Genomic DNA, 20,091 nt, shown 5'->3' with positions numbered 1-20,091 from the left:
ATTCTCACCGGTCATTACCGGTCCGAACTGTCCGGCGGCGTTTCGATTGATGTTTCTATCATATCTATCACCCCCTGATTGAATAATACCGAAGAACGTCGGAAAAGGTCAACAAAAAATTTCGGGGCTGCGGTCACGATCGGAGCGCAAGTGTCCCCGACTGGAGCGCAAGCGTCCCCGACTGGAGCGCAAGCGTCCCCGCTTGCAACGGCGTGAAACGCCGTCAGGCCGCAGCGTGTGTTAACTTGATTTTTCCTTGGCGCTGTTCGCGCGGCGCGCTCATTGCAAGCGGGGACGCTTGCGCTCCAGATCGTCACGGAATTTTTTGGCGGAGAATCTTCTTGACATCTACAACATTCTTGTTGTACAACAAACGTGTTGCACAACAAGAATGTTGTAGATGAGGTCAAGAATATGATTGGAGTTAAGAATCGAGTAGGATCGCCCGTTCGCGGCAATGATTTCTTTGGTCGGGAGAAATTCGTCGATCTTCTTTGGAGCAAACTGATGGTCGGCAGCTTGCTGCTCGCGGCGCCGCGCAGATTCGGCAAAACCAGCGTCTTGTATAACTTGAAAGATAAGCCGCGCTACGGGGCGCGTATCGTTCATCTCGATCTTGAAGCGTCGAATGAGCCCGAACATTTCGTCGTCCTCCTGCTCGAAGCGCTTGCCCGCGAGGGGTTTTCGGATTTGGCCCCGAGGTTGACCGGCCGCTTGAAGAAGGCCTTTCAGGGATTTTGCGAAACGGTGGAGGAAGTGCAGATTTCCCAACTAAAATTGAAGCTGCGTGACGAGATAAAAACGGAATGGCAATCGGAAGGCGATTTGCTTCTTGAAAAACTCGCGGAATCGAACCAGATCGTCATCGTCGTGCTCGACGAGTTGCCGATGATGCTCGAGGCAATGCTCCGTGAACAAAAGGCCCAAAAAGCAAAAGAGTTTCTCAGATGGTTTCGTCGCGCTCGAACATCGGCTGGGAACCATGAAAAGTTAAGATTCGTCATCGCGGGATCGATCGGAATCGATCACGTACTTTCACAACTAGAGGAATCGGCGAGCATCAACGATTTTGAGAAACTGAAACTCGAGCCGTTCAATCGCAAAACCGCGGAGAGCTTTTTGGACGAACTGTGTTCAACTTACGAACTGAACATGAAGGGTCCTGTACGAAAAAAACTGCTTGATTTGGTCGGAACGCTTGTGCCGTATTTCATTCAGATCTTCTTCTCCGAGATTCAAAAAGAGGCGGTCTTGAACGAGACTCCGGTGAATGAAAAGCTTGTCGGGCGAATCTACCATGAGCGCATACTGGGGGTTGATTGCAAGACGTATTTCGAACATTACCACGAACGGCTTCGGCGGTATTTCGAGCCGTCCGAAGAAAAGGCGGCGCGAAAGCTCCTGCGCGAAATTGCGATTGTCGGCGAAGTTGGCCGGGATACGCTGTTCCAGTCCTTTTCGGAGTCTTGGAACGGCGATGACGCGGAAGATCGTTTCAACCTCATCATTGCGGCACTTGAGACGGATTTTTACATCCGGTTCAGACATGAAGACCGCCATTACGAATTCGGCTCGACGCTACTCCGCGATTGGTGGTTGCGATATTATTCACTTTCGGGCAACTAAAGGGGAGAATTGTGAGCAAACTGTATAACCCGGAGCTCTTGTCGATTCCTGAACTGAAGCGAACATTCGTTGGCCGGACCAAACTGGTCGACGAGCTTGTTTCGATCGTTCGAAATCAACCCGTCGGCGCCGGCGTCCAGCACGTTTTGCTGATCGCGCCGAGGGGTATGGGAAAGACGACGTTGCTCATAATGCTGTCGATCTCCATTTCAGAATCCGACCTTGCGTCAAAATGGCAGGTTGTTCGATTTCCAGAAGAAAGTTACGACATTTACGATCTCTCCGATCTTTGGGTCAAGGTGGCGGAATACCTCGCAGCCGACACAGATGATCTTCAACTTGAATCGCAAATCGCCGACATCAGGTCAAAATATACGCACAATGACGACCTGAACGAGAGTGCATATGCGGTTCTAAAAGACTGGCGGCGGACGCACGACCGGCAACTTCTGCTGTTGGTCGACAACCTGGACCTCATCGTGGATCAGATAAACGATGAGGACGATATGCAGCGGTTGCGAACCGTTTTGATGAACGACGATACCGTGATGCTAATTGGCAGCGCGGTAACCTATTTTCAAGCCGTGAGCGATTATGGTCATGCGTTGTACAACTTCTTCAAAGTCTATAATCTCCGCGGATTTGGTGATTCCGAGATTCGGGATTTTCTTGAGAAACGCGCCGAAGAAGGCCGATTCGAAGATTTTCAAGAGTTCTACGACAAAAACCGTTCCCGGATCAAAACGCTCACGTATTTTGCCGACGGAAATCCGCGCCTGATGCTGATGCTTTTCGACGTGATCACGAAATCCCGCTTCACGGACGTTCAAAAAGCTCTCGAAGATCTGCTGGACGAGATCACGCCGTTCTTCAAATCAAAGATTGAACTTCTTCCGCCACAGCAACGAAAGATCTTGGATTTCATTGCCCGCACCAGTTTCGAGCGGAACGAAGGCGTGACGCCGAAGGAAATCGCCGAGCGTGTGCGCCTCAAACAGAACCAAGCGAGCGCGCAGTTAAAGAGGCTCAGCGACGATGGCTATGTCCGCGCGGCGAATGTCCGCGGGCGAAGTTCGTTTTACGTTCTGTCCGAACCGCTGATGGCGATCTGGTATCAAATGCGTTTCGGAAGGGCGGCCTATGAAAAGCGGCGTTGGTTGATCACAATTCTCAAAGCGCTTTACGATCAGGTTGAACTCGAGGGTGAATATCGCTCACTTGACCATCGCTACTCAAAGTTTCTCGCGTCCGGCGATGTCGCGCGTGCCTCCGACGTTCTTTCCCACAGATATTGTCTCGCGTTGGCGATGGACGAGGTGAAACCGGAGTACTTCGACTCGTATATTGAAGAATCCCTGAAAATCGGTTCCCGCGAAAGGCTTTCGGAGGATGTTCAGGACCCGTCGATTCGAAATCGCCTTTCGAAGGCGGCAATCGAAAGGCTCGTCAAAGAGGGAATCATTCCGGCCTCCGAAATAGATGCGGTTCATAGCGTATCGACGGCATTTCGAAACGGATTCGACGCATACAATGAGTTTCGATTTGAAGAAGCCGTCGCGGAATACGACAAGGCGATCGCGATCCTCGAGGATCTCGTCAATGTTCAGGGCCGCCGCGAGCTTGCCAACGATCTGGCTTCTGCTTTCATAAACAAGGGCGTTTCGCTTGGCAGTCTCGGACGGCTGGACGAGGCGGTCGCGGAATACGACAAGGCGATCGCGATCCTCGAAGATCTCGTCAATGTTCAGGGCCGCCGCGAGCTTGCCAACGATCTGGCGATTGCTTTCATTAATAAGGGCGTTTCGCTTAAGAGTCTCGGACGGCTGGATGGGGCGGTCGCGGAATACGACAAGGCGATTGATGCGATTGAACGCGCATCGTTGACGTCGTTGAACCGGGAGCATTTTGAAACGCGGATCAAAACCATGCTCAACCGGATCGATTGTTCCGTTAAAGAGGATATCGCCGATCGTCCCGGCGCGGCCCTTCGGGATGTGATTGAACTATTAAATCAAGAGAAATCAACGACATTTGACGATTGGATAACCGATATCGTTTTGGAGACGGCGCGGAGCGGCGGTATGTCGGCGCTTCGGCGTTTGAATCTCAGCGACGAATCTGAAGCGCGGTTCTTTGCGATTTTCCGCGCGGCCGAGTTTTTGGAATCGCAGGATCGGTCGCTTATCGAAAAGCTCTCGCCCGAGGTTAAGGGCGCGGTCGAGGAAATCGTCGGACTTCTTTCGGGCAGTCCTGAATCTGACAAACGGCAGATTGATGTCTGAGATTCAGCCGCTTGGGGCCGAGAGTCAAAGCTTCTAATGCGCAAGTTGATTCCGTTTCGCGCTCATTGCAAGCGGGGACGCTTGCGCTCCAGTCCGCTTGCGCTCCAGTCGGGCGGAATATCGAGTACCCCCAAATCCGCAATCCCCAATCCCGAATCCCGAATCCCGAATCCCGAATCCCAAATCCCATTCACGCTCTGATCACGCGAATTACTTCGCCCGCGGCACTTTCGGTGCCGTTGGAATCGACGGCTCGGACGTAGTAGAAAAAAACTTCGCCGGATTGAACGCCTTCGTCTTTGAATTCAGACGATTTGAGAGGTTCCGTGTTGCGGCGTTCCCATTGGTCGAGCGGGACTGTTTCGTCAGCCGATCGATAAATGTTGTAGCCGGCGAAATCCGTCAGCGGATTCTGTTCGTGGCGGTTGCCGGCGTGGTCGGTGAACGCGACCTGCGGCGAGATCGGCGCGGTCTCGCGGCCGTGTGAATCGACGCGCGTCAGTTTGTAATAGTATCGCTGACCGACACCGGCGGCCGGATCGTCGAACTGCCCGTCCGGGATCGGCTCGTCCGTCAGACGCTCCCAAAGCGCAAACGGCAATTGCTCGTTCGTCGAGCGATAAACGTGGTATCCGACCCAGTTTCGTTCGACTCTTTGCGCGAGGTTTCTTTTCAACTTGTTTTTCAGGCGCTGTTTCATAGCAAAACAATTCTCGCGAAAGCCGAAGAAAAGAACAAGCCAGATCGATCTTCGATCTTCGAAAAGAGACGAGGCGAACGAGACCGTCGTTTGAGGCCAACATCAATCGCGAGGATGGTAAAAAAGCAGGCCAGCCGCGAATCGACGCGAAAAAACGCGAAGTCAAACGGACAGCTCGCCGGATTAGCTGATCGAAAAAAAATCGCGGCGCGAACAAGTCGCCCCGCGATTCTTTCTGTCCGATCCGGCAAACTACTTCGTCGCCGCTTTTTCGTTCTCGGGCGGTTCGATCCGCGGCGTCGCAAGGCCGAGGTCGTGCTGGCGCCAGAGGTTCGAAACGAGCAACTCGCGGATAAACGCCATTTCCTTCGGCAGGCGATCGTAGAGTTTGAAGAACAGATCATCGTGCATCGCGATCTCCTTGAGCCAGATATCGCGGTCGAGGTTCATCACCTTGTCGAAGTCTTCCTGCGAGAAATCGAGCCCGCGCCAATCGAGGTGCTCGTAGCGCGGCTGCCATCCGAGCGGCGTTTCAACCCCGCGCGAGGTTCCACGCGAGCGTTCGACGACCCATTTCAGGATGCGCATATTCTCACCGAATCCGGGCCAGGCGAACTTGCCTTCCTCGTTCTTGCGGAACCAGTTGACGGAGAAGATCCGCGGCGGTTCGGGTATCGAACGTCCGAAGTCGAGCCAGTGCGAAAAATAATCGCCCATATGGTAGCCCGCGAACGGAAGCATCGCGAACGGATCGCGTCGGACCTCGCCGATATTGCCGAAGGCGGCGGCCGTCATTTCCGATCCCATCGTCGCCGCCATATAGACGCCGAACGCCCAGTTGAATGACTGCAAAACGAGCGGCACGACCGAATTGCGGCGGCCGCCGAAAATGAATGCAGAAACGGGAACGCCCTTCGGGTCATTGAAACGTTCATCGGCGACGGGGCACTGGGTGATCGGCGCGGTGAATCGCGAATTCGCGTGCGCGGCGACCCGTCCCGAATCCGGCGTCCAATCGTTACCCTGCCAGTCGATCGCGTGGGCCGGCGCATCGCCGTCCATTCCTTCCCACCAGACGTCGCCGTCATCGGTCAGCGCGACGTTCGTGAAGATCGTGTTCTCGCGGATCGAATCCATCGCGTTCGGGTTGGTCCCGTAGTTCGTCCCCGGCGCGACACCGAAGAATCCGTTTTCGGGATTGATCGCGCGCAGTTGTCCGGTTTCGTCGGGTTTTATCCAGGCGATGTCGTCGCCGACCGTTGTCACTTTCCAACCTTCTTCCTGAAACGGCTTCGGCGGAATGAGCATCGCGAAATTCGTTTTGCCGCACGCAGACGGAAACGCAGCGCAGACATAGTCTTTCTGTCCGTCCGGCGATTCGACGCCGACGATCAGCATATGTTCGGCAAGCCAGCCTTCATCGCGGCCGATGGTCGAGGCGATGCGGAGCGCGAGACATTTCTTGCCGAGCAACGCGTTGCCGCCGTATCCCGATCCGTATGAAACGATCGAGCGTTCTTCCGGAAAATGAACGATGTATTTGTCTTTCGGATCCGGCGAGCAAGGCCACGACACGTCCGACTGGCCTTCGGCAAGCGGATTGCCGACCGAATGCAGACAGTGTACGAAATCACCGTCGCCGAGCGCATCGAGCGCCGCGTCGCCCATTCGCGTCATAATCCGCATATTGACGACAACGTACGGCGAATCCGAGATCTGCACGCCGAATTGCGAGATCGGCGAACCGATCGGACCCATACAGAACGGGATGACGTACATCGTGCGGCCGCGCATCGAGCCATCGAACTTCGCGTTCAGGATGTGCTTCATTTCCTTCGGGTTCATCCAGTTGTTCGTCGGCCCGGCATCTCCTTTCGCCTGCGAACAAATGTAGGTCCGATCCTCGACACGGGCGACATCCGACGGATGCGAACGCGCGAGAAAGGAATTTGGACGTTTCTCCGGATTCAATCGGATGAAAGTCCCGCTCGCCACCATTTCTTCACATAAACGGTCGTACTCTTCTTTCGAACCGTCGCACCAGTGAACGCTATCGGGTTTGCAAAGTTCAAACGCCTTTGTCACCCATTCGATAAGTTCAGCATTTTTTACAAATGCGGGAATACTCAAACTAGTCATAAGAATCTCCAGATCAAAAAAAGCTCGCAATAATTAGTTGGATTTCAAAAATGAACCGAACAATCGATCAACAATTGTCTTCAAGGCTATTCACCAATGTTATCACACTATTAGCGTTTTGAAAGAGCGGTCGCCGGGCGGTTCCGTAGTCGGTCACTTTGGTCGATTTTCTCTCAAACAACAGTTCAGAATGACGGGTCGGGAGATTTCTCCATAGATCGCACATCGCCGTAAGCGTTGATTTTCTCGCATCTTAGCGAACGCGTACGGTGACTCTGGTTGTGGTACGTGGATTGATACCGCATACGCGGAAGTGTGCCTGAGATTGCCCCCTAAATCACGCACCGAAGCCTAAAAGGGTCAGAGTTCACCTTCCGCCGTGAAATGAGAGATAGAGAACGGAGAAGTCAGGAAGTGATCTCGAAGTCCACGTGGTGGCCGCGCGATTGGTTGGGTCATTGGACCGGCCGCACCGTCGCGGTTCTCGCGTCAGTAACAGCCGTTTACGTTCTCTGGCAGTTTCTAGGGGCTCCCACGCCCAAGGAAAGGACGCTGGTCAGCGACCTTACGCAGGCGCTCTTTGCGGTCGCGGCGTTTGTCGTAACGCTTATCCTCGCTAGGCATCCGCGTCTCGACGCCGAAACCCGGCTCGCCTGGAAACGAACGGCACTTGCGTACGGAAGCTTCGCCGGCGCGCAGTTGACTTGGTTCTATTACTCCCAGATTCAAATGGTCCGGCCGTTCCCTTCGTTGGCCGATGTCGGATATCTCGCGTTCTATCCGCTGATGCTGATCGCCCTCCTGTCGTTCCCGGCAGCGGAGCAGTCGCGCCTGCACCGCCGAAAGTTCATCCTCGATACGATTTCGGTAATGATCGCCGGAACTACCGTCGTTTGGTATTTCATTGTTCTTCCGACCATCGTGAAGAACACGGATTTTATTAAGATCGGTCTCAACATCGGGTACGTCGTCGGGGATCTGGTGTTGCTTTTGGGAATCACGACGATTCTGCTGCGCCGGCCGCCGGAACACATCCGACGCGCGCTGCTTCTGGTCGTTGCCGGCCTCATTAACCTGCTCTTCGCGGATCTCAGCTTTGCTTTCGTTACGCTTCACGGCCTCGGCGACAGCGGCCCGTTCGTCAGCATTTGGGTAACCGGGCCGTTCTTGTTGATCGCCGCGTCATTATATAAGTATCATCTGGCAACAATCGCTCCTGAGCCCTTGGCGAGCGTTGCACCGGAGAGCTTTGTTCCGAAATTCAGTTGGCTGCCGTACGTCGCGATCTTCGTCGGATACGGAGTTTTGGTGTATTCGGCGACACCGTACTGGTCGCAGCCGCACGGGATCGTCATCGTTGCCGCGTTGATCTTGACGGCGATTGTCGTGCTCCGGCAGATCACGGCTGTCAAAGAGAACATCCGTTTGCACTCGCTCCAAGCTGCGCGTGAGAGCGAGTCTCACTTTCGCACGCTCATCGAAAATTCGTCCGACATCGTGATGATCTTCGACCTTCACGGCCGGATCACGTATCAAAGCCCTTCGGTCGAGCGTATCCTCGGATACGGACAGGATTCGCTGGTCGGAGAATATGGATTTTCTTTCATTCATCCCGAGGATCTTCCGATCTTGAAAGACGCGTCGCGGCAGTTGATGCGCGAGATGGACGTCGAGTTGATGCGCGAATGCCGTTTCCGCCATTTCGACGGTTCTTGGAGAATTCTCGAGGGGATCGCAAAGATCATCACCGACGATGAAAGCGGAGCCCGGGGGGTTCTCCTCAACGCCCGTGACGTAAACGAGCGAAAGGCGCTTGAATCCAAGATCATCCACCAGGCGTTCCACGATCCGCTGACAAATCTCGCAAACCGATTGCTGTTCAAAAGTCGCGTCGAGGAGGCATTGATCGGCGCCGCCGACGGTGAACAGCTCGGCGTGCTGTTTCTCGATCTCGATGATTTCAAGAACATCAATGACACGTTCGGCCACGACGCCGGCGACAAGCTTCTCATCGAATTCACCGAAAAGCTCCGTCTTTGCGTCCGCGCCCGGGACACCGTGGCGCGTCTCGGCGGGGACGAGTTCGCGATCCTCATCGAGGGCGACGACGTGCGTGAAAAGGCGGTGTCGGTGGCGAAGCGGATTCTCGACAATGTCCGGCAGTCGATCAACGTCAACGGCTTTGAAATGAAGATCGGGATCAGTATCGGCATCGCGTTCAAGGATGGCGGCGAGATGACCGCCGACGACCTCTTGCGCAATGCCGACGTTGCGATGTACGCCGCCAAAGGAAAAGGCAAGAACCGGCACGTCGTCTTCGAAACTGAAATGCACCGGAACCTGCTGGCCCAGATCGAACTTGAGAACGACCTCAGGCAGGCGATCGACAATAATCAACTCCACCTGAATTATCAGCCGATCATGAATATGACCACGGGTCAGGTCACCGGAATGGAAGCGTTGGTCCGGTGGGACCATCCGGTTCACGGTTTGATCCCGCCGATCGATTTCATTGGTCTTGCGGAACAAACCGGGCTGATCGTCCCTCTCGGCCGTTGGATTCTGTTGGAAACTTGCCTTAGCAGCAAGGCGCTGTTTGAACGCCACGGCAACGATTTGACGGTAACGATCAATATCTCTGGCAAGCAACTCGAACACCCCGACTTCATCGACGATCTGGCCGAAGTGATCGCGAAGGTGAAGATCAATCCCGGCAACATCATCCTCGAGATCACGGAAAGCACGATGATGGAAGATACGGAGTCGATCCTGAAACTCCTTCACCGCATCAAATCATTGGGTATTCGACTCGCCATCGACGACTTCGGCACGGGTTACTCGTCGCTCAGCTATTTGCAGCAGTTCCCGATCGACATCCTCAAGATCGACCGTTCGTTCGTCAAAGGAATTGAGGCGAGCCCGCAAAAAAACGCCGTCGCGAGAACGATCATCAGTCTCAGCAGCACGCTGCAGCTCGCGACGGTCGCGGAGGGCATCGAGAACGACGATCAAGCCGAGATCTTGCGTGAACTGGGCTGCGAGTTCGGTCAGGGCTACTTTTTCGCCCGGCCGATGGCGATCAGCGAGTTTGAAGCGCTGCTGGTGAATATGAACACGAGTTCCGCGGTCTTTGCGCCGCGGGAGGAAATGGCCGAAATGGTCAGCGTTTCGATCAACTAACCGGTTTGTTTGGAGCCAACGCCTCCTTTTCGGCGCAGCGTATGGAGGATAACCGCCGCGATGATCGTGATCCCGCCGACGATCGCCCAACGCGAAGGTCGTTCGCCGATCACCAGAAATACCCAGACCGGATTAAGCAGCGGTTCGATGAACCCGATGATGCTCGCGTCGAGACTCCGGACACCGTGCGCGACACCGTAGGTGAAGAGATAGTACGCGAGACCGATCTGAAAGACCCCGAGGATGACAACGGCGACCAGGTCCATCGGCGTCCAGACCGACGGCGCGAGCGCGATGAACGGGATCATTGCCGCGATCGCGAAGAGATTGCCATAAAAAACAGACGAAGCCGGATTTTGATTGCGTGCCTTTGGATGGCGCAAAAGCAGAATGTAACCGCCCAGGCTGACGCCTGAAAGAAGTCCGAGGATGTTGCCGGTCAACTGCGATTCGGGGGACAAACCCGTTCCCGGCGCGGCGTCTATGAAAAAGAGCGACATCCCGCCGATGCAAACCGCGACCGTCACGAGGTCGGCCAGACGGAACTTTTCTTTCAAGACAAGCGGCGCGAAAACGAGAATGTAGACCGGTGCCGTATATTGAAGAAAGATCGCGTTCGCGGCAGTAGTGTATTTGTTTGCGACGGCGAAGAAGGAAAGCGCGCCGACGTAAAAGATCGCCGCGAAAAGCGTGAACCGGTCGGCCTTGAGCGCGCGAAAACGCGTCAGCAGCGCGATCGTCAGCGCCGCGAAAAGGCATCGTCCGAGGTTCACCTCGAACCCGCTGATCGTCGTGATCTTGATGAAAAGGCCGCCGATGCTCCAGAGCACGACGGCCATCACGACCATTACAACTGGCGGAATAAATGTCCTCTTTTCGTTCACGTTGCGCTGGACTATTCGTCCGATCCGCCGGCCGCCGCAAGCGTCTCACGGAGTTTTTTGGCCGAGGTCGTCGCCGGTTCGAGTCTCGATTCTTCGACGCCGTAGATCTTCTTGCCGAAAACGCCGTTCCACGGCGGAATGACGATCGAGACGTTGCCGCTCGCTTTGGCCTGGCACGCGAGGCGCAAGTACGGTTTCGCCTCGTCGGCCTGCCGATAACCGAAGATCTTCATCTGTTTCCGTTCAAGCGGCTGTACTTCCGACAGTTTTTCCTGGCCGCCGACGATCCCGACCCAGCACGTTCCGCACGCCGCCGAGCGGCATTCGACGGGGACGACGCCTTCCCAGCATCGTTCGTCCTTCGAGCGCCAGTTCTGCGATTGGTCGAGCGCCGACGCGGTCGCGATGTCGGCATCGTTCTTGATGCGGAAACTCCCGCTCGTGCGCGAGTCCTGCCAGTTGACGGTATATGTTTTATCAACGGTTTTGAGAAAGCCGAAAACGCCCTGCGAGTCGTCCTTCGCACGCTCGGCGACGATCTGATCCGGATTCTTGGTAAGCAAACCGTGCGGCGTTCCGGTCGTCCCCGGCGAACGCTTGAACTCGTCCCATCCGACCTGGACGAGCGTCATCAGGCCGATCGCCGCGAGTCCGATCAGAAGCGAAGCATCGACTTTCGCGGTCTTGGCGGCCACGTCGGCGATCGACCGCGCTTCGGCGGCGACATCGACGGTTTCACCGTCGAAGGATTCGGCGCGGTGTTTGATCTCGTGTTTGACGTCTTTCCAGAAACGGTGACCGTAAAGAAAGCTGTGCGAAAGATCGATCTGGTCGATCAGAGTGAAATCGCCTTGGATGACAAACTTCTGGATCGTCTTGTCGCGGTCCTCGGCGGCGTCGAGAAAGCGCTTGAGCTCAAGCGGAAAAAACCGAAACCAGATCGCCGTCGCGTTCCGGTCAACGTCGTGGATTGAAGGGAGCAGCGAGTCGATCGCCGTCAGCCATTGGTTCTCGTCAAAAACGGATAAGCAGTTTTCGTATTTGTTCATTACTTTATTGAATTTGTGTCGAAATCAAAACCGGATGCAAAGGAAAAACTTAACAATTCCGGACACGAAAAACAAACGGCAAGACGTTTCCAGCGGATTTCAACCCGCAAGGAGTGATCCGAATCGTTCTCTAATGACGAAGAGCAAGAGACCGCCAGAGCATTTTCGGAAAAAAACAGAGTGTCAGAGTGAACGAACCGGTTGGCAAATTGGATGGCTCAAAATGATCAGCCGGACTTGTGCATCTCGAGTTCTGGATCAATGTTGTCCCAAACGTTGGATTGCAGACCCCGATGTGCCCCAAAATTGCGAGAATGCAAGCATCAAAATCCACGGCGTTCGAAATGACCCCCTTTGCGTTCAGGCAATTGTCGCGCGAGGCTAGCCGCAGTTCCGCGTTCTTAACGGGCTTGGCGTGAGGCTTCAAGCAAAGCTCGCAAAGAACGCGAAGATGATATCGGAGCCTTTCGGGATACACGATTCAGTGGGCGTCGGACGCTCTTAAAAAGGTAGTTTCAATCAAGCGGCCTCTTCCGACGGGCGCCAATACCGACTCCGCGCTGTGCTTGGTCCCGGTTTTTGTTGGGTGTAAAATAAACAGGGAATTCATCGTGAGGAGGTGCTGACGATGTACACGACCGATGTTATGAATATGACATCCGAAGAGCAGCAGCAGGCGTTCAAGACGCGTTGTTCATCAGATGTTCAGTTTGCCATCAATTCGATCGCTGCCGTGCTTTCGAACGAAGAGACGAAGTCGGCGTTCGTTTCGGGGATTGAGGCGATCGCCCCGACGGTCACGATTCCGGGTGGAGTTGAGATCAATTCACCGTACAAGATCTCTTACAAGCTGGCACCGATCGAAGATCGGCTGAACATTTCAATGTCAGGTCAGCCGAATTTGCCGCCGGCGAACTATTTGAATTTGGTTTCCTTCAACGGAAGCGAATGGAGCGGTTTGCTGACGAAGGCGTCTCAGATCTATAAGGCGATTCCGCTGGGAATCTTACTGATGCCGCTTGCCCATGCGCTTTTCGGTACGAAAGCGGGCCCGGCGTTGCTGATCATGCTGTTGGCGCTTTAGAAAGGGTGTTCGGCACACCTTTATGAGCAGTCAGGCGCGCGCGTCGCGCGAGATGTCCGTCTGCCGTGGCGTATCTTCGTGAGCGTCGGTTTTTGGAAGGTGCTGCGGCACCCTCGCTAAGACGCGCCGGTTGCCTGAAAATAGCGGTTCCCGCTTGACAGTGTTTTGATCGTTTATTATAGTCTTTAGTTTCGGACTGAAACGTCTGGACCTTCTGTGTGATTCGTAATCGAATTCACCGGGTGATTTTTGAAGGCTGACACAGGAATTGTAGCGTAAAGCACCGAACCTATCGGATCGCGGCGAATTGAGTCAAATCATTAACATGCCACGCTACAGCAAAGTCGATGCCTGAAGATAATTAAGGTTTAATCCAATTAACTTAACGCAAGTTGAGACTTGTTGCTAACTGCCGGATATGATCCGGCAAGAGTCAGGTGAAAGGTTACTTTTGCCTTTCGGGATTTTAAAGAGGAAACAATGCCGACGATCAATCAATTAGTTCGCAAGGGCCGCCAGAGGGTGAAATACAAGACGGCGAGCCCGGCCCTGCAGGCCAATCCGCAGAAGCGCGGCGTTTGCACGCGCGTTTACACGCAGACCCCGAAGAAGCCGAACTCGGCGCTTCGCAAGGTGGCCCGTGTTCGTCTGACGAATCAGATCGAAGTTACAACCTATATTCCGGGTATCGGACACAACTTGCAGGAGCACTCGATTGTTTTGATCCGCGGCGGCCGCGTCAAGGATCTTCCGGGCGTTCGTTATCACATCATTCGCGGAACGCTCGACGCCTCAGGCGTCGCGAACCGCAACCAGGCGCGTTCGAAGTACGGCGCGAAACGTCCGAAGGGAAGCAAATAGGATTTCGGAATTGGGAATGCTGATTTCGGAATTATCTCAAATCCGAATTCACAAATCGCCAATCACAAATTGAATTATGCCAAGAAGAAGAGTTGCAGGAAAAAGAGAAGTCCTTCCGGATCCGATCTACAACAGCGTTATCGTGACCAAGTTCATTAACGGCGTGATGTGGGCAGGAAAAAAATCGACCGCTGAGAAGAGCTTCTACGCGGCGATGGAAAGAATCGGCGAAAAGACCGGTGAAGAGCCGCTGAAGGTCTTCAAAAAGGCGCTCGACAATGTCGCGCCGGCGCTCGAAGTGAAATCGCGCCGTATCGGCGGTGCAACTTATCAGGTGCCGATCGAAGTCAGCCGCGACCGGCGCAACACGCTGGCGATTCGTTGGATCGTCGCAAACTCGCGCAACCGCAACGAAAAGACGATGACCGACCGGCTCGTCGGCGAACTTCTCGATGCATACGGCACCCGCGGCGGAGCGGTCAAGAAGCGCGAGGACGTCCATCGCATGGCGGAAGCGAACAAAGCGTTCGCTCATTACAGATTCTAATCGGAGTGAGCCGTAAGCCGTTTGCGGTAGGCATTAGATAACTCTAACTGCTCACCGCTAGCTGCTGACTGCATACTAAAGCAATGTCAAAGATCAGTTTAGACAAGTTCAGAAACATCGGGATCATGGCGCATATCGACGCGGGTAAGACCACGACGACCGAGCGCGTCCTTTATTACACCGGTGTTTCGCACAAGATCGGCGAAGTTCACGAAGGAACGGCGACGATGGACTGGATGGAGCAGGAGCAAGAGCGCGGCATCACGATCACGTCGGCGGCGACGACTTGTTTCTGGAAGCGCAACGGCGTCGAGCACAGAGTGAACATCATCGATACGCCGGGCCACGTCGATTTCACGATGGAAGTCGAACGCTCGCTTCGGGTTCTCGACGGAGCGGTCGCTGTTTTTGACGGCGTCGCGGGCGTCGAGCCGCAGTCGGAAACGGTTTGGCGTCAGGCTGACAAATACGGTGTCCCGAGAATTTGTTTCATTAACAAGCTCGATCGCGCCGGCGCATCGTTCGACCGCAGCTTCGATTCGATCCTGAAGCGTCTTGGCGCGAACGCAGTTGCTTTGCAGATCCCGATCGGCCTCGAAGATCAACTGAAAGGCGTCATCGACCTGATCACGATGAAGGGCCTCGTGTGGAACGACGAAACGAAGGGCGCCGAGTACGAAACGGTCGAAATTCCGGCCGACCTCCTTGAGTCCGCCAAGGAATGGCGCGAAAAACTCGTCGAAGCGGTGTCGTCGATCGACGACGACCTGATGGTAAAGTATCTCGAAGGCGAAGAGATCAGCGAAGACGAGATCCGCGCCGCGCTTCGCAAGGGTACGACTGAACTTAAGATCGTTCCGGTCGTCACCGGATCGGCCTTCAAAAACAAAGGCGTTCAAACATTGCTCGATGCGGTCGTCGACTTTTTGCCGTCGCCGCTTGATATCCCGCCGGTCGAGGGCACGAATCCGAAGACCGACGAGGTCGAGGCACGTCCGGCCGATGCGTCGGCGCCGTTCTCGGGACTGGTTTTCAAATTGATGGCCGACAAACATCTCGGCCAGCTCGCGTTCGTCCGCATCTATTCCGGAACGGTCACCTCCGGCTCCTACGTTTACAACACGATCAAAGGCACCAAGGAACGCGTCGGACGCCTGATGCGTATGCACGCCAACAAACGCGAGGACATCGAGTCGGCGTCGGCGGGCGAGATCATCGCCATCGGCGGAATGAAGAACGTCACGACCGGCGACACGATCTCCGACGAGACGAAGCAGATCATTCTCGAATCGATGGAGTTTCCGGATCCGGTCGTGCGCGTCGCGGTCGAACCGAAAACACGCCAGGATCAGGACAAAATGGGCATCGCCCTCAATCGTCTTGCTTCCGAGGACCCGTCGTTCCAGGTTTCCACCGATCACGAAACGGGCCAGACGATCATTGCCGGAATGGGCGAACTCCACCTCGAGATCATTGTCGATCGTATGAAGCGCGAGTTCGGCGTCGAAGCGAACGTCGGCAAACCGCAGGTCGCATACCGTGAAACCATCACGAAGCTTGCGCCGGGCAAAGAGGTCTTTAAGAAACAGTCGGGCGGCCGCGGCCAGTTCGGACACGTCGAACTCGAGATCGAACCGGCACCGGGCGAAGGATTCGTTTTCGAAGACAAGATCACCGGCGGGGCGATTCCGCGCCAGTTCATCAAGCCCGTCTCGGAAGGTATCCAGGACGCGATGCGCCGCGGATTCCTTGCGGGATACGAACTTGTCGACATTCGCGCGCGATTGCTGTTCGGTTCGTATCACGAAGTCGACTCTGACGAGCGTTCGTTCCATATCGCGGGAAGCCTCGCGTTTCAGGACGCGCTCAAAAAGGCCAAGGCGGTTTTGCTTGAGCCGATCATGCGCATCGAGGTCGTGACTCCGGAAGAATATATGGGCGCGGTCAATGGCGACCTCAATCGGCGCCGCGGCCAGATCGAAAAAATGGAACCGCGTCCGGGCAATGTTCAGGTCGTAACGGCATTTGTTCCGCTTTCTGAAATGTTCGGATACACGACCGATCTCCGCAGCTCCACGCAGGGCCGCGCCACGTCGTCGATGCATTTTGAACGTTATGACGAAGCGCCGCGCAACGTCGCCGAAGAGATCATCGCCAAAGTAAGAGGGGCCAGCAGTTAAGCATTTTTAGACTTTCAGAGAGGATTTATGAGTAAAGAGAAATTTGACAGAAGCAAGCCGCACGTGAACATCGGAACGATCGGACACGTTGACCACGGTAAGACGACGCTGACGGCGGCGATCACGAAGGTGATGAGCAAGCATAATCCGAAGATGACGTTTCGCTCGTTCGATTCGATCGACAACGCACCGGAAGAGAAGGCGCGCGGGATCACGATCGCGACCTCGCACGTCGAGTATGAGACGGCGAACCGTCACTACGCGCACGTTGACTGTCCGGGCCACGCCGACTATGTGAAGAACATGATCACGGTCGCGGCGCAGATGGACGGGGGCGATCCTGGTGGTCGCGGCGACGGACGGGCCGATGCCGCAGACGCGCGAGCACATCCTGCTCGGCCGTCAGGTCGGAGTTCCGGCGATGGTCGTCTTTATGAACAAGGTGGACATGGTCGACGACGAGGAGTTGCTGGAGTTGGTCGAGCTGGAAGTGCGCGAGTTGCTTTCGAGCTACGAGTTTCCGGGCGACGACATTCCGGTGATCAAGGGATCGGCGCTCAAGGCGCTCGAAGGCGATCCGAAGTGGGAGCCGACGATCGACGAGCTGATGCAGGCGGTGGACGACTACATTCCGACGCCGGAGCGCGACACGGACAAGCCGTTCCTGATGCCGGTGGAAGACATTTTCACGATCCAGGGCCGCGGCACGGTGGCGACGGGACGAATCGAGCGCGGGATCATCAAGGTCAACGAGCCGGTGGAGATCGTCGGCATCAAGGACACGCGCAATTCGGTCTGCACGGGAGTCGAGATGTTCAAGAAGCTTCTCGACGAGGGCCGCGCGGGAGACAACGTCGGGTTGCTGCTCCGCGGTGTCGAGCGCAAGGAGATCGAGCGCGGACAGGTCATCGCGAAGCCGGGATCGATCAAGCCGCACACGAAGTTCAAGGCGGAAGCGTATGTTTTGACGAAGGAAGAAGGCGGACGCCACACCCCGTTCTTTACGGGCTACCGGCCGCAGTTCTACTTCCGCACCACGGACGTCACGGGCGTCGCGCATTTGCCGACGGGAGTCGAGATGGTGATGCCGGGCGACAACATTGCGATGGAGATCGAGCTGATCGCGCCGATCGCGATGGAAAAGGGGCTTCGGTTCGCCATCCGCGAAGGCGGCCGCACGGTCGGAGCCGGAACGGTTTCCGATATTGTTGAATAGTTAGCAGTAAGCAGTGGTCGGTGGTCAGTTTTCAGAACTGACCGCTGACCACCGGCTGCTGACCACTGAATTTTATGTTAAACGAAAAAATCCGGATCAAGTTGAAAGCTTACGATCACCGCGTTCTCGACCAGTCAACGCTCGAGATCGTCGAAACAGCAAAGCGTACGGGCGCGCGGGTTGCCGGACCGATTCCGCTCCCCACGATCAAGAACAAGTGGACGGTACTTCGTTCGCCCCACGTCGACAAGAAGTCGCGTGAGCAGTTTGAGATCAGAACTCACAAGCGCTTGATGGATATTCTTGATCCGACGGCCGAAACGGTCGATGCGCTGATGAAACTCGATTTGCCGGCGGGCGTGGACGTTGAAATCAAGGCTTTTGGTAAGAATTAGGGCGATTTTCGATCTTCGGTCTTGGAATCCCGACGGCCTCGCGGCCGGAAAGGGATTCCAGAATCCAGAATCCAAAATCCAAAATCGAAAATATGATTAGTGGAATCATCGGAAGAAAAATTGGGATGACGCAGATCTTTGCGGAGGACGGAACGGTTACGCCGGTCACCGTCATCAAGGCAGGTCCGTGCGTTGTCGTCCAGACGAAAAGCGCCGCGGGACGGGACGGTTACAATGCCGTGCAACTTGGTCTTGTCGAAGAAAAGCCGATCAAATTGAAGAACGTCAGCAAGCCGATGCGAGGGCACTTCGAGAAGACCGGGAACGGCTTGCCGCCGACCCGCGTGCTTCGCGAGATTCGTCTCGAAGGCGAGGCCGATGTCAACGTCGGCGACCAGATCAAGGCCGATATGTTCTCCGATGGCGACAAGATCGAAGTTGTCGGGAAATCGAAAGGCCGCGGGTTCGCAGGTACCATCAAGCGTCATAAGTTCCATCGCGGTCCTGAATCGCACGGTTCGATGTCGGTGCGCGCTCCTGGTTCGATCGGCCAATCCGCCTATCCGTCGCGCGTCATCAAGGGCACCAAATCGTCGGGACATATGGGCGATGCGCGCGTCACGGTGAAGGGCCTGACGGTCGCAAGGGTTGACGCCGAGAACAATTTGATCATGGTTCGCGGTGCGGTTCCGGGCGCGAACGGCAGCTTGGTATTAGTTAAGAAATCATAGGTTAGCTGAAAGGTTTGGATAGTTGTGTATGTTCCGATTGCGGCCGTGGCCGAACCGAACACCGACGACCTCCGAAACCGGAAATGGAGTAAATTATGCCTACCGTTAAGGTTCGCAATTTGAAGAACAAAGAAGTTGGTGAAGTGACCCTTTCGGACGCGGTTTTTGGCGCCGATCTGAACGAGGGGCTCATCCACGCGGCGGTCAAGAACTATCTTGCCAACGCCCGCCAGGGAACGTCGGCGACAAAAACGCGGGGAAACGTCTCCGGTTCGGGTCGCAAGCTCTGGAAGCAAAAGGGAACCGGTCGGGCGCGAATCGCGTCTCTCCGCTCGCCTTTGTGGAAAGGCGGCGGAAACGTTCACGGACCGCAGCCGCGCGATTGGTCGTACAACATTCCGAAGAAAATGCGGCGCGGAGCGCTTCGTTCAGCGCTTTCCGAAAGACTTCGGGAAGGCAACATCATCGTTGTCGACGAATTGACGTTCGGAGCGATTCGCACGAAGGACTTTCTCGGCGCGATGAAGATGCTCGGGCTGACCGATGTCAAGAAGGCTGTCAAGACGCTGATCGTTGACTCGCTCGACAACGCCAATCTGGTGATGTCAGCGCGCAACGTTGAAAAGACCAAGGTCACGAATGCGTACGGCCTCAACATATACGACATCATCTACCACGAGAAACTGGTGCTTTCAAAGGCTGCCGTCGAGGAACTGAATAGCTTGCTCGACCCTAAGCGCGAAGGACGGAAGACGGTTGATGTTCCTGAAGTTGTCGAAGTCGTAGCGGAAGAAGCGCCGAAGGCGAAGAAGGCGGCGAAGCCGAGAGCCAAGAAATCTGAAGAGGCCGCAGTGAGCGAGGAGGCGACCGAAAATGAATAAGATGAGTGTTTGGGAAGTTTTGAAGTCGCCCGTCGTCACCGAAAAATCGGTCCTCCTGAAAGAGTCGACGAGCACCGAAGGCGACGCGCAAGTGCTGACGTTTCGCGTCAATACAAAGGCCGGCAAGGACGAGATCCGAAGCGCGGTTGAAGAGATCTTCGGCGTCAAGGTCGACAAGATCCGAACCGTTCAGTACGAAGGTAAGCTGAAGAAGCGCGGACGCCACGAGGGCCGCCGACCGAACTGGAAAAAGGCGTACGTGACGCTCAAGAAGGGCGAACCAATGGTTGATTACGCCGAAGCGATATAATTTCGGAATTGTGATTTGTGATTGCG

Annotated in this window: 15 protein-coding genes and 1 pseudogene; 12 read left to right on the top strand and 4 right to left on the bottom strand. The window is 55.3% G+C overall.

All coding sequences use genetic code 11. The features are described from left to right. The first annotated feature begins 414 nt into the window (after positions 1–414). Complete coding sequence (locus tag IPN69_20250) at positions 415–1,626, top strand: AAA-like domain-containing protein (GenBank protein ID MBK8813043.1); 1,212 nt, start codon at positions 415–417, stop codon at positions 1,624–1,626. An 11-nt stretch (positions 1,627–1,637) separates the two neighbouring features. Beyond that, positions 1,638–3,908, top strand: coding sequence for a tetratricopeptide repeat protein (locus IPN69_20245; GenBank protein ID MBK8813042.1), 2,271 nt, complete (start codon positions 1,638–1,640; stop codon positions 3,906–3,908). Between the two features lie 190 nt (positions 3,909–4,098). Here IPN69_20245 and IPN69_20240 read toward each other — a convergent pair whose 3' ends face one another. Both IPN69_20240 and IPN69_20235 read right to left on the bottom strand, forming a co-directional pair. Further along, positions 4,099–4,608: a hypothetical protein gene (locus IPN69_20240; protein MBK8813041.1), complete on the bottom strand. Its 510-nt coding sequence runs from the start codon at positions 4,606–4,608 to the stop codon at positions 4,099–4,101. Between the two features lie 252 nt (positions 4,609–4,860). After that, on the bottom strand, positions 4,861–6,747 hold the full coding sequence (locus IPN69_20235; GenBank protein MBK8813040.1) for a phosphoenolpyruvate carboxykinase (GTP): 1,887 nt from the start codon (positions 6,745–6,747) through the stop codon (positions 4,861–4,863). Between the two features lie 384 nt (positions 6,748–7,131). Here IPN69_20235 and IPN69_20230 point away from each other — a divergent pair, with 384 nt between their 5' ends. Beyond that, positions 7,132–9,927 (top strand): EAL domain-containing protein, encoded by a 2,796-nt coding sequence (locus tag IPN69_20230; GenBank protein MBK8813039.1) that lies wholly within the window; start codon positions 7,132–7,134, stop codon positions 9,925–9,927. Here the strand turns inward: IPN69_20230 and IPN69_20225 are convergent. Together IPN69_20225 and IPN69_20220 are read right to left on the bottom strand one after the other, a co-directional pair. Further along, positions 9,924–10,775 carry an EamA family transporter gene (locus tag IPN69_20225; GenBank protein ID MBK8813038.1) on the bottom strand — a complete coding sequence of 284 codons (852 nt, stop codon included), beginning with the start codon at positions 10,773–10,775 and terminating at the stop codon, positions 9,924–9,926. The genes IPN69_20230 and IPN69_20225 overlap by 4 nt on opposite strands. Positions 10,776–10,822: 47 nt before the next feature. After that, entirely contained in the window at positions 10,823–11,860 is a 1,038-nt protein-coding gene (locus tag IPN69_20220; protein ID MBK8813037.1) for a (2Fe-2S)-binding protein, read from the bottom strand. A 628-nt stretch (positions 11,861–12,488) separates the two neighbouring features. Between IPN69_20220 and IPN69_20215 the strand changes: the two genes are divergently transcribed. From IPN69_20215 to rplW, 9 genes and pseudogenes are all read left to right on the top strand, one after another. Beyond that, positions 12,489–12,944 (top strand): hypothetical protein, encoded by a 456-nt coding sequence (locus IPN69_20215; GenBank protein ID MBK8813036.1) that lies wholly within the window; start codon positions 12,489–12,491, stop codon positions 12,942–12,944. Positions 12,945–13,424: 480 nt separating this feature from the next. Continuing rightward, on the top strand, positions 13,425–13,805 hold the full coding sequence (locus IPN69_20210; GenBank protein MBK8813035.1) for a 30S ribosomal protein S12: 381 nt from the start codon (positions 13,425–13,427) through the stop codon (positions 13,803–13,805). Positions 13,806–13,881: 76 nt separating this feature from the next. Continuing rightward, positions 13,882–14,352 carry a 30S ribosomal protein S7 gene (rpsG, locus tag IPN69_20205; GenBank protein MBK8813034.1) on the top strand — a complete coding sequence of 157 codons (471 nt, stop codon included), beginning with the start codon at positions 13,882–13,884 and terminating at the stop codon, positions 14,350–14,352. Between the two features lie 83 nt (positions 14,353–14,435). Then, positions 14,436–16,532 carry an elongation factor G gene (gene fusA / locus IPN69_20200; protein ID MBK8813033.1) on the top strand — a complete coding sequence of 699 codons (2,097 nt, stop codon included), beginning with the start codon at positions 14,436–14,438 and terminating at the stop codon, positions 16,530–16,532. 27 nt (positions 16,533–16,559) lie between these two features. Next, positions 16,560–17,748 (top strand): annotated as a pseudogene (tuf, locus tag IPN69_20195) (elongation factor Tu). Between the two features lie 74 nt (positions 17,749–17,822). Next, positions 17,823–18,143, top strand: a complete 321-nt coding sequence (rpsJ, locus tag IPN69_20190) for a 30S ribosomal protein S10 (GenBank protein MBK8813032.1) — start codon at positions 17,823–17,825, stop codon at positions 18,141–18,143. 92 nt (positions 18,144–18,235) lie between these two features. Beyond that, positions 18,236–18,874: a 50S ribosomal protein L3 gene (gene rplC, locus IPN69_20185; protein ID MBK8813031.1), complete on the top strand. Its 639-nt coding sequence runs from the start codon at positions 18,236–18,238 to the stop codon at positions 18,872–18,874. Positions 18,875–18,969: 95 nt separating this feature from the next. Next, positions 18,970–19,755: a 50S ribosomal protein L4 gene (gene rplD / locus IPN69_20180; protein ID MBK8813030.1), complete on the top strand. Its 786-nt coding sequence runs from the start codon at positions 18,970–18,972 to the stop codon at positions 19,753–19,755. A gap of 1 nt (position 19,756) precedes the next feature. Continuing rightward, a complete protein-coding gene (gene rplW / locus IPN69_20175; protein MBK8813029.1) occupies positions 19,757–20,065 on the top strand; it encodes a 50S ribosomal protein L23 in 309 nt (102 codons plus the stop codon). Positions 20,066–20,091 lie beyond the last annotated feature (26 nt).

Source organism: Acidobacteriota bacterium, from assembly GCA_016715115.1.
Classification (GTDB): domain Bacteria; phylum Acidobacteriota; class Blastocatellia; order Pyrinomonadales; family Pyrinomonadaceae; genus JAFDVJ01.
Note: the sequence above shows the minus strand (reverse complement) of the source record. Positions and strands in the feature narration are given on the sequence as shown.

Coding starts and splice junctions, on each gene's coding strand:
- IPN69_20250 (MBK8813043.1), top strand. CDS start 415: ATGATTGGAGTTAAGAATCGAGTAGGATCGCCCGTTCGCGGCAATGAT.
- IPN69_20240 (MBK8813041.1), bottom strand. CDS start 4,608: ATGAAACAGCGCCTGAAAAACAAGTTGAAAAGAAACCTCGCGCAAAGA.
- IPN69_20235 (MBK8813040.1), bottom strand. CDS start 6,747: ATGACTAGTTTGAGTATTCCCGCATTTGTAAAAAATGCTGAACTTATC.
- IPN69_20230 (MBK8813039.1), top strand. CDS start 7,132: ATGAGAGATAGAGAACGGAGAAGTCAGGAAGTGATCTCGAAGTCCACG.
- IPN69_20225 (MBK8813038.1), bottom strand. CDS start 10,775: ATGGTCGTGATGGCCGTCGTGCTCTGGAGCATCGGCGGCCTTTTCATC.
- IPN69_20220 (MBK8813037.1), bottom strand. CDS start 11,860: ATGAACAAATACGAAAACTGCTTATCCGTTTTTGACGAGAACCAATGG.
- IPN69_20215 (MBK8813036.1), top strand. CDS start 12,489: ATGTACACGACCGATGTTATGAATATGACATCCGAAGAGCAGCAGCAG.
- IPN69_20210 (MBK8813035.1), top strand. CDS start 13,425: ATGCCGACGATCAATCAATTAGTTCGCAAGGGCCGCCAGAGGGTGAAA.
- rpsG (MBK8813034.1), top strand. CDS start 13,882: ATGCCAAGAAGAAGAGTTGCAGGAAAAAGAGAAGTCCTTCCGGATCCG.
- fusA (MBK8813033.1), top strand. CDS start 14,436: ATGTCAAAGATCAGTTTAGACAAGTTCAGAAACATCGGGATCATGGCG.
- rpsJ (MBK8813032.1), top strand. CDS start 17,823: ATGTTAAACGAAAAAATCCGGATCAAGTTGAAAGCTTACGATCACCGC.
- rplC (MBK8813031.1), top strand. CDS start 18,236: ATGATTAGTGGAATCATCGGAAGAAAAATTGGGATGACGCAGATCTTT.
- rplD (MBK8813030.1), top strand. CDS start 18,970: ATGCCTACCGTTAAGGTTCGCAATTTGAAGAACAAAGAAGTTGGTGAA.
- rplW (MBK8813029.1), top strand. CDS start 19,757: ATGAGTGTTTGGGAAGTTTTGAAGTCGCCCGTCGTCACCGAAAAATCG.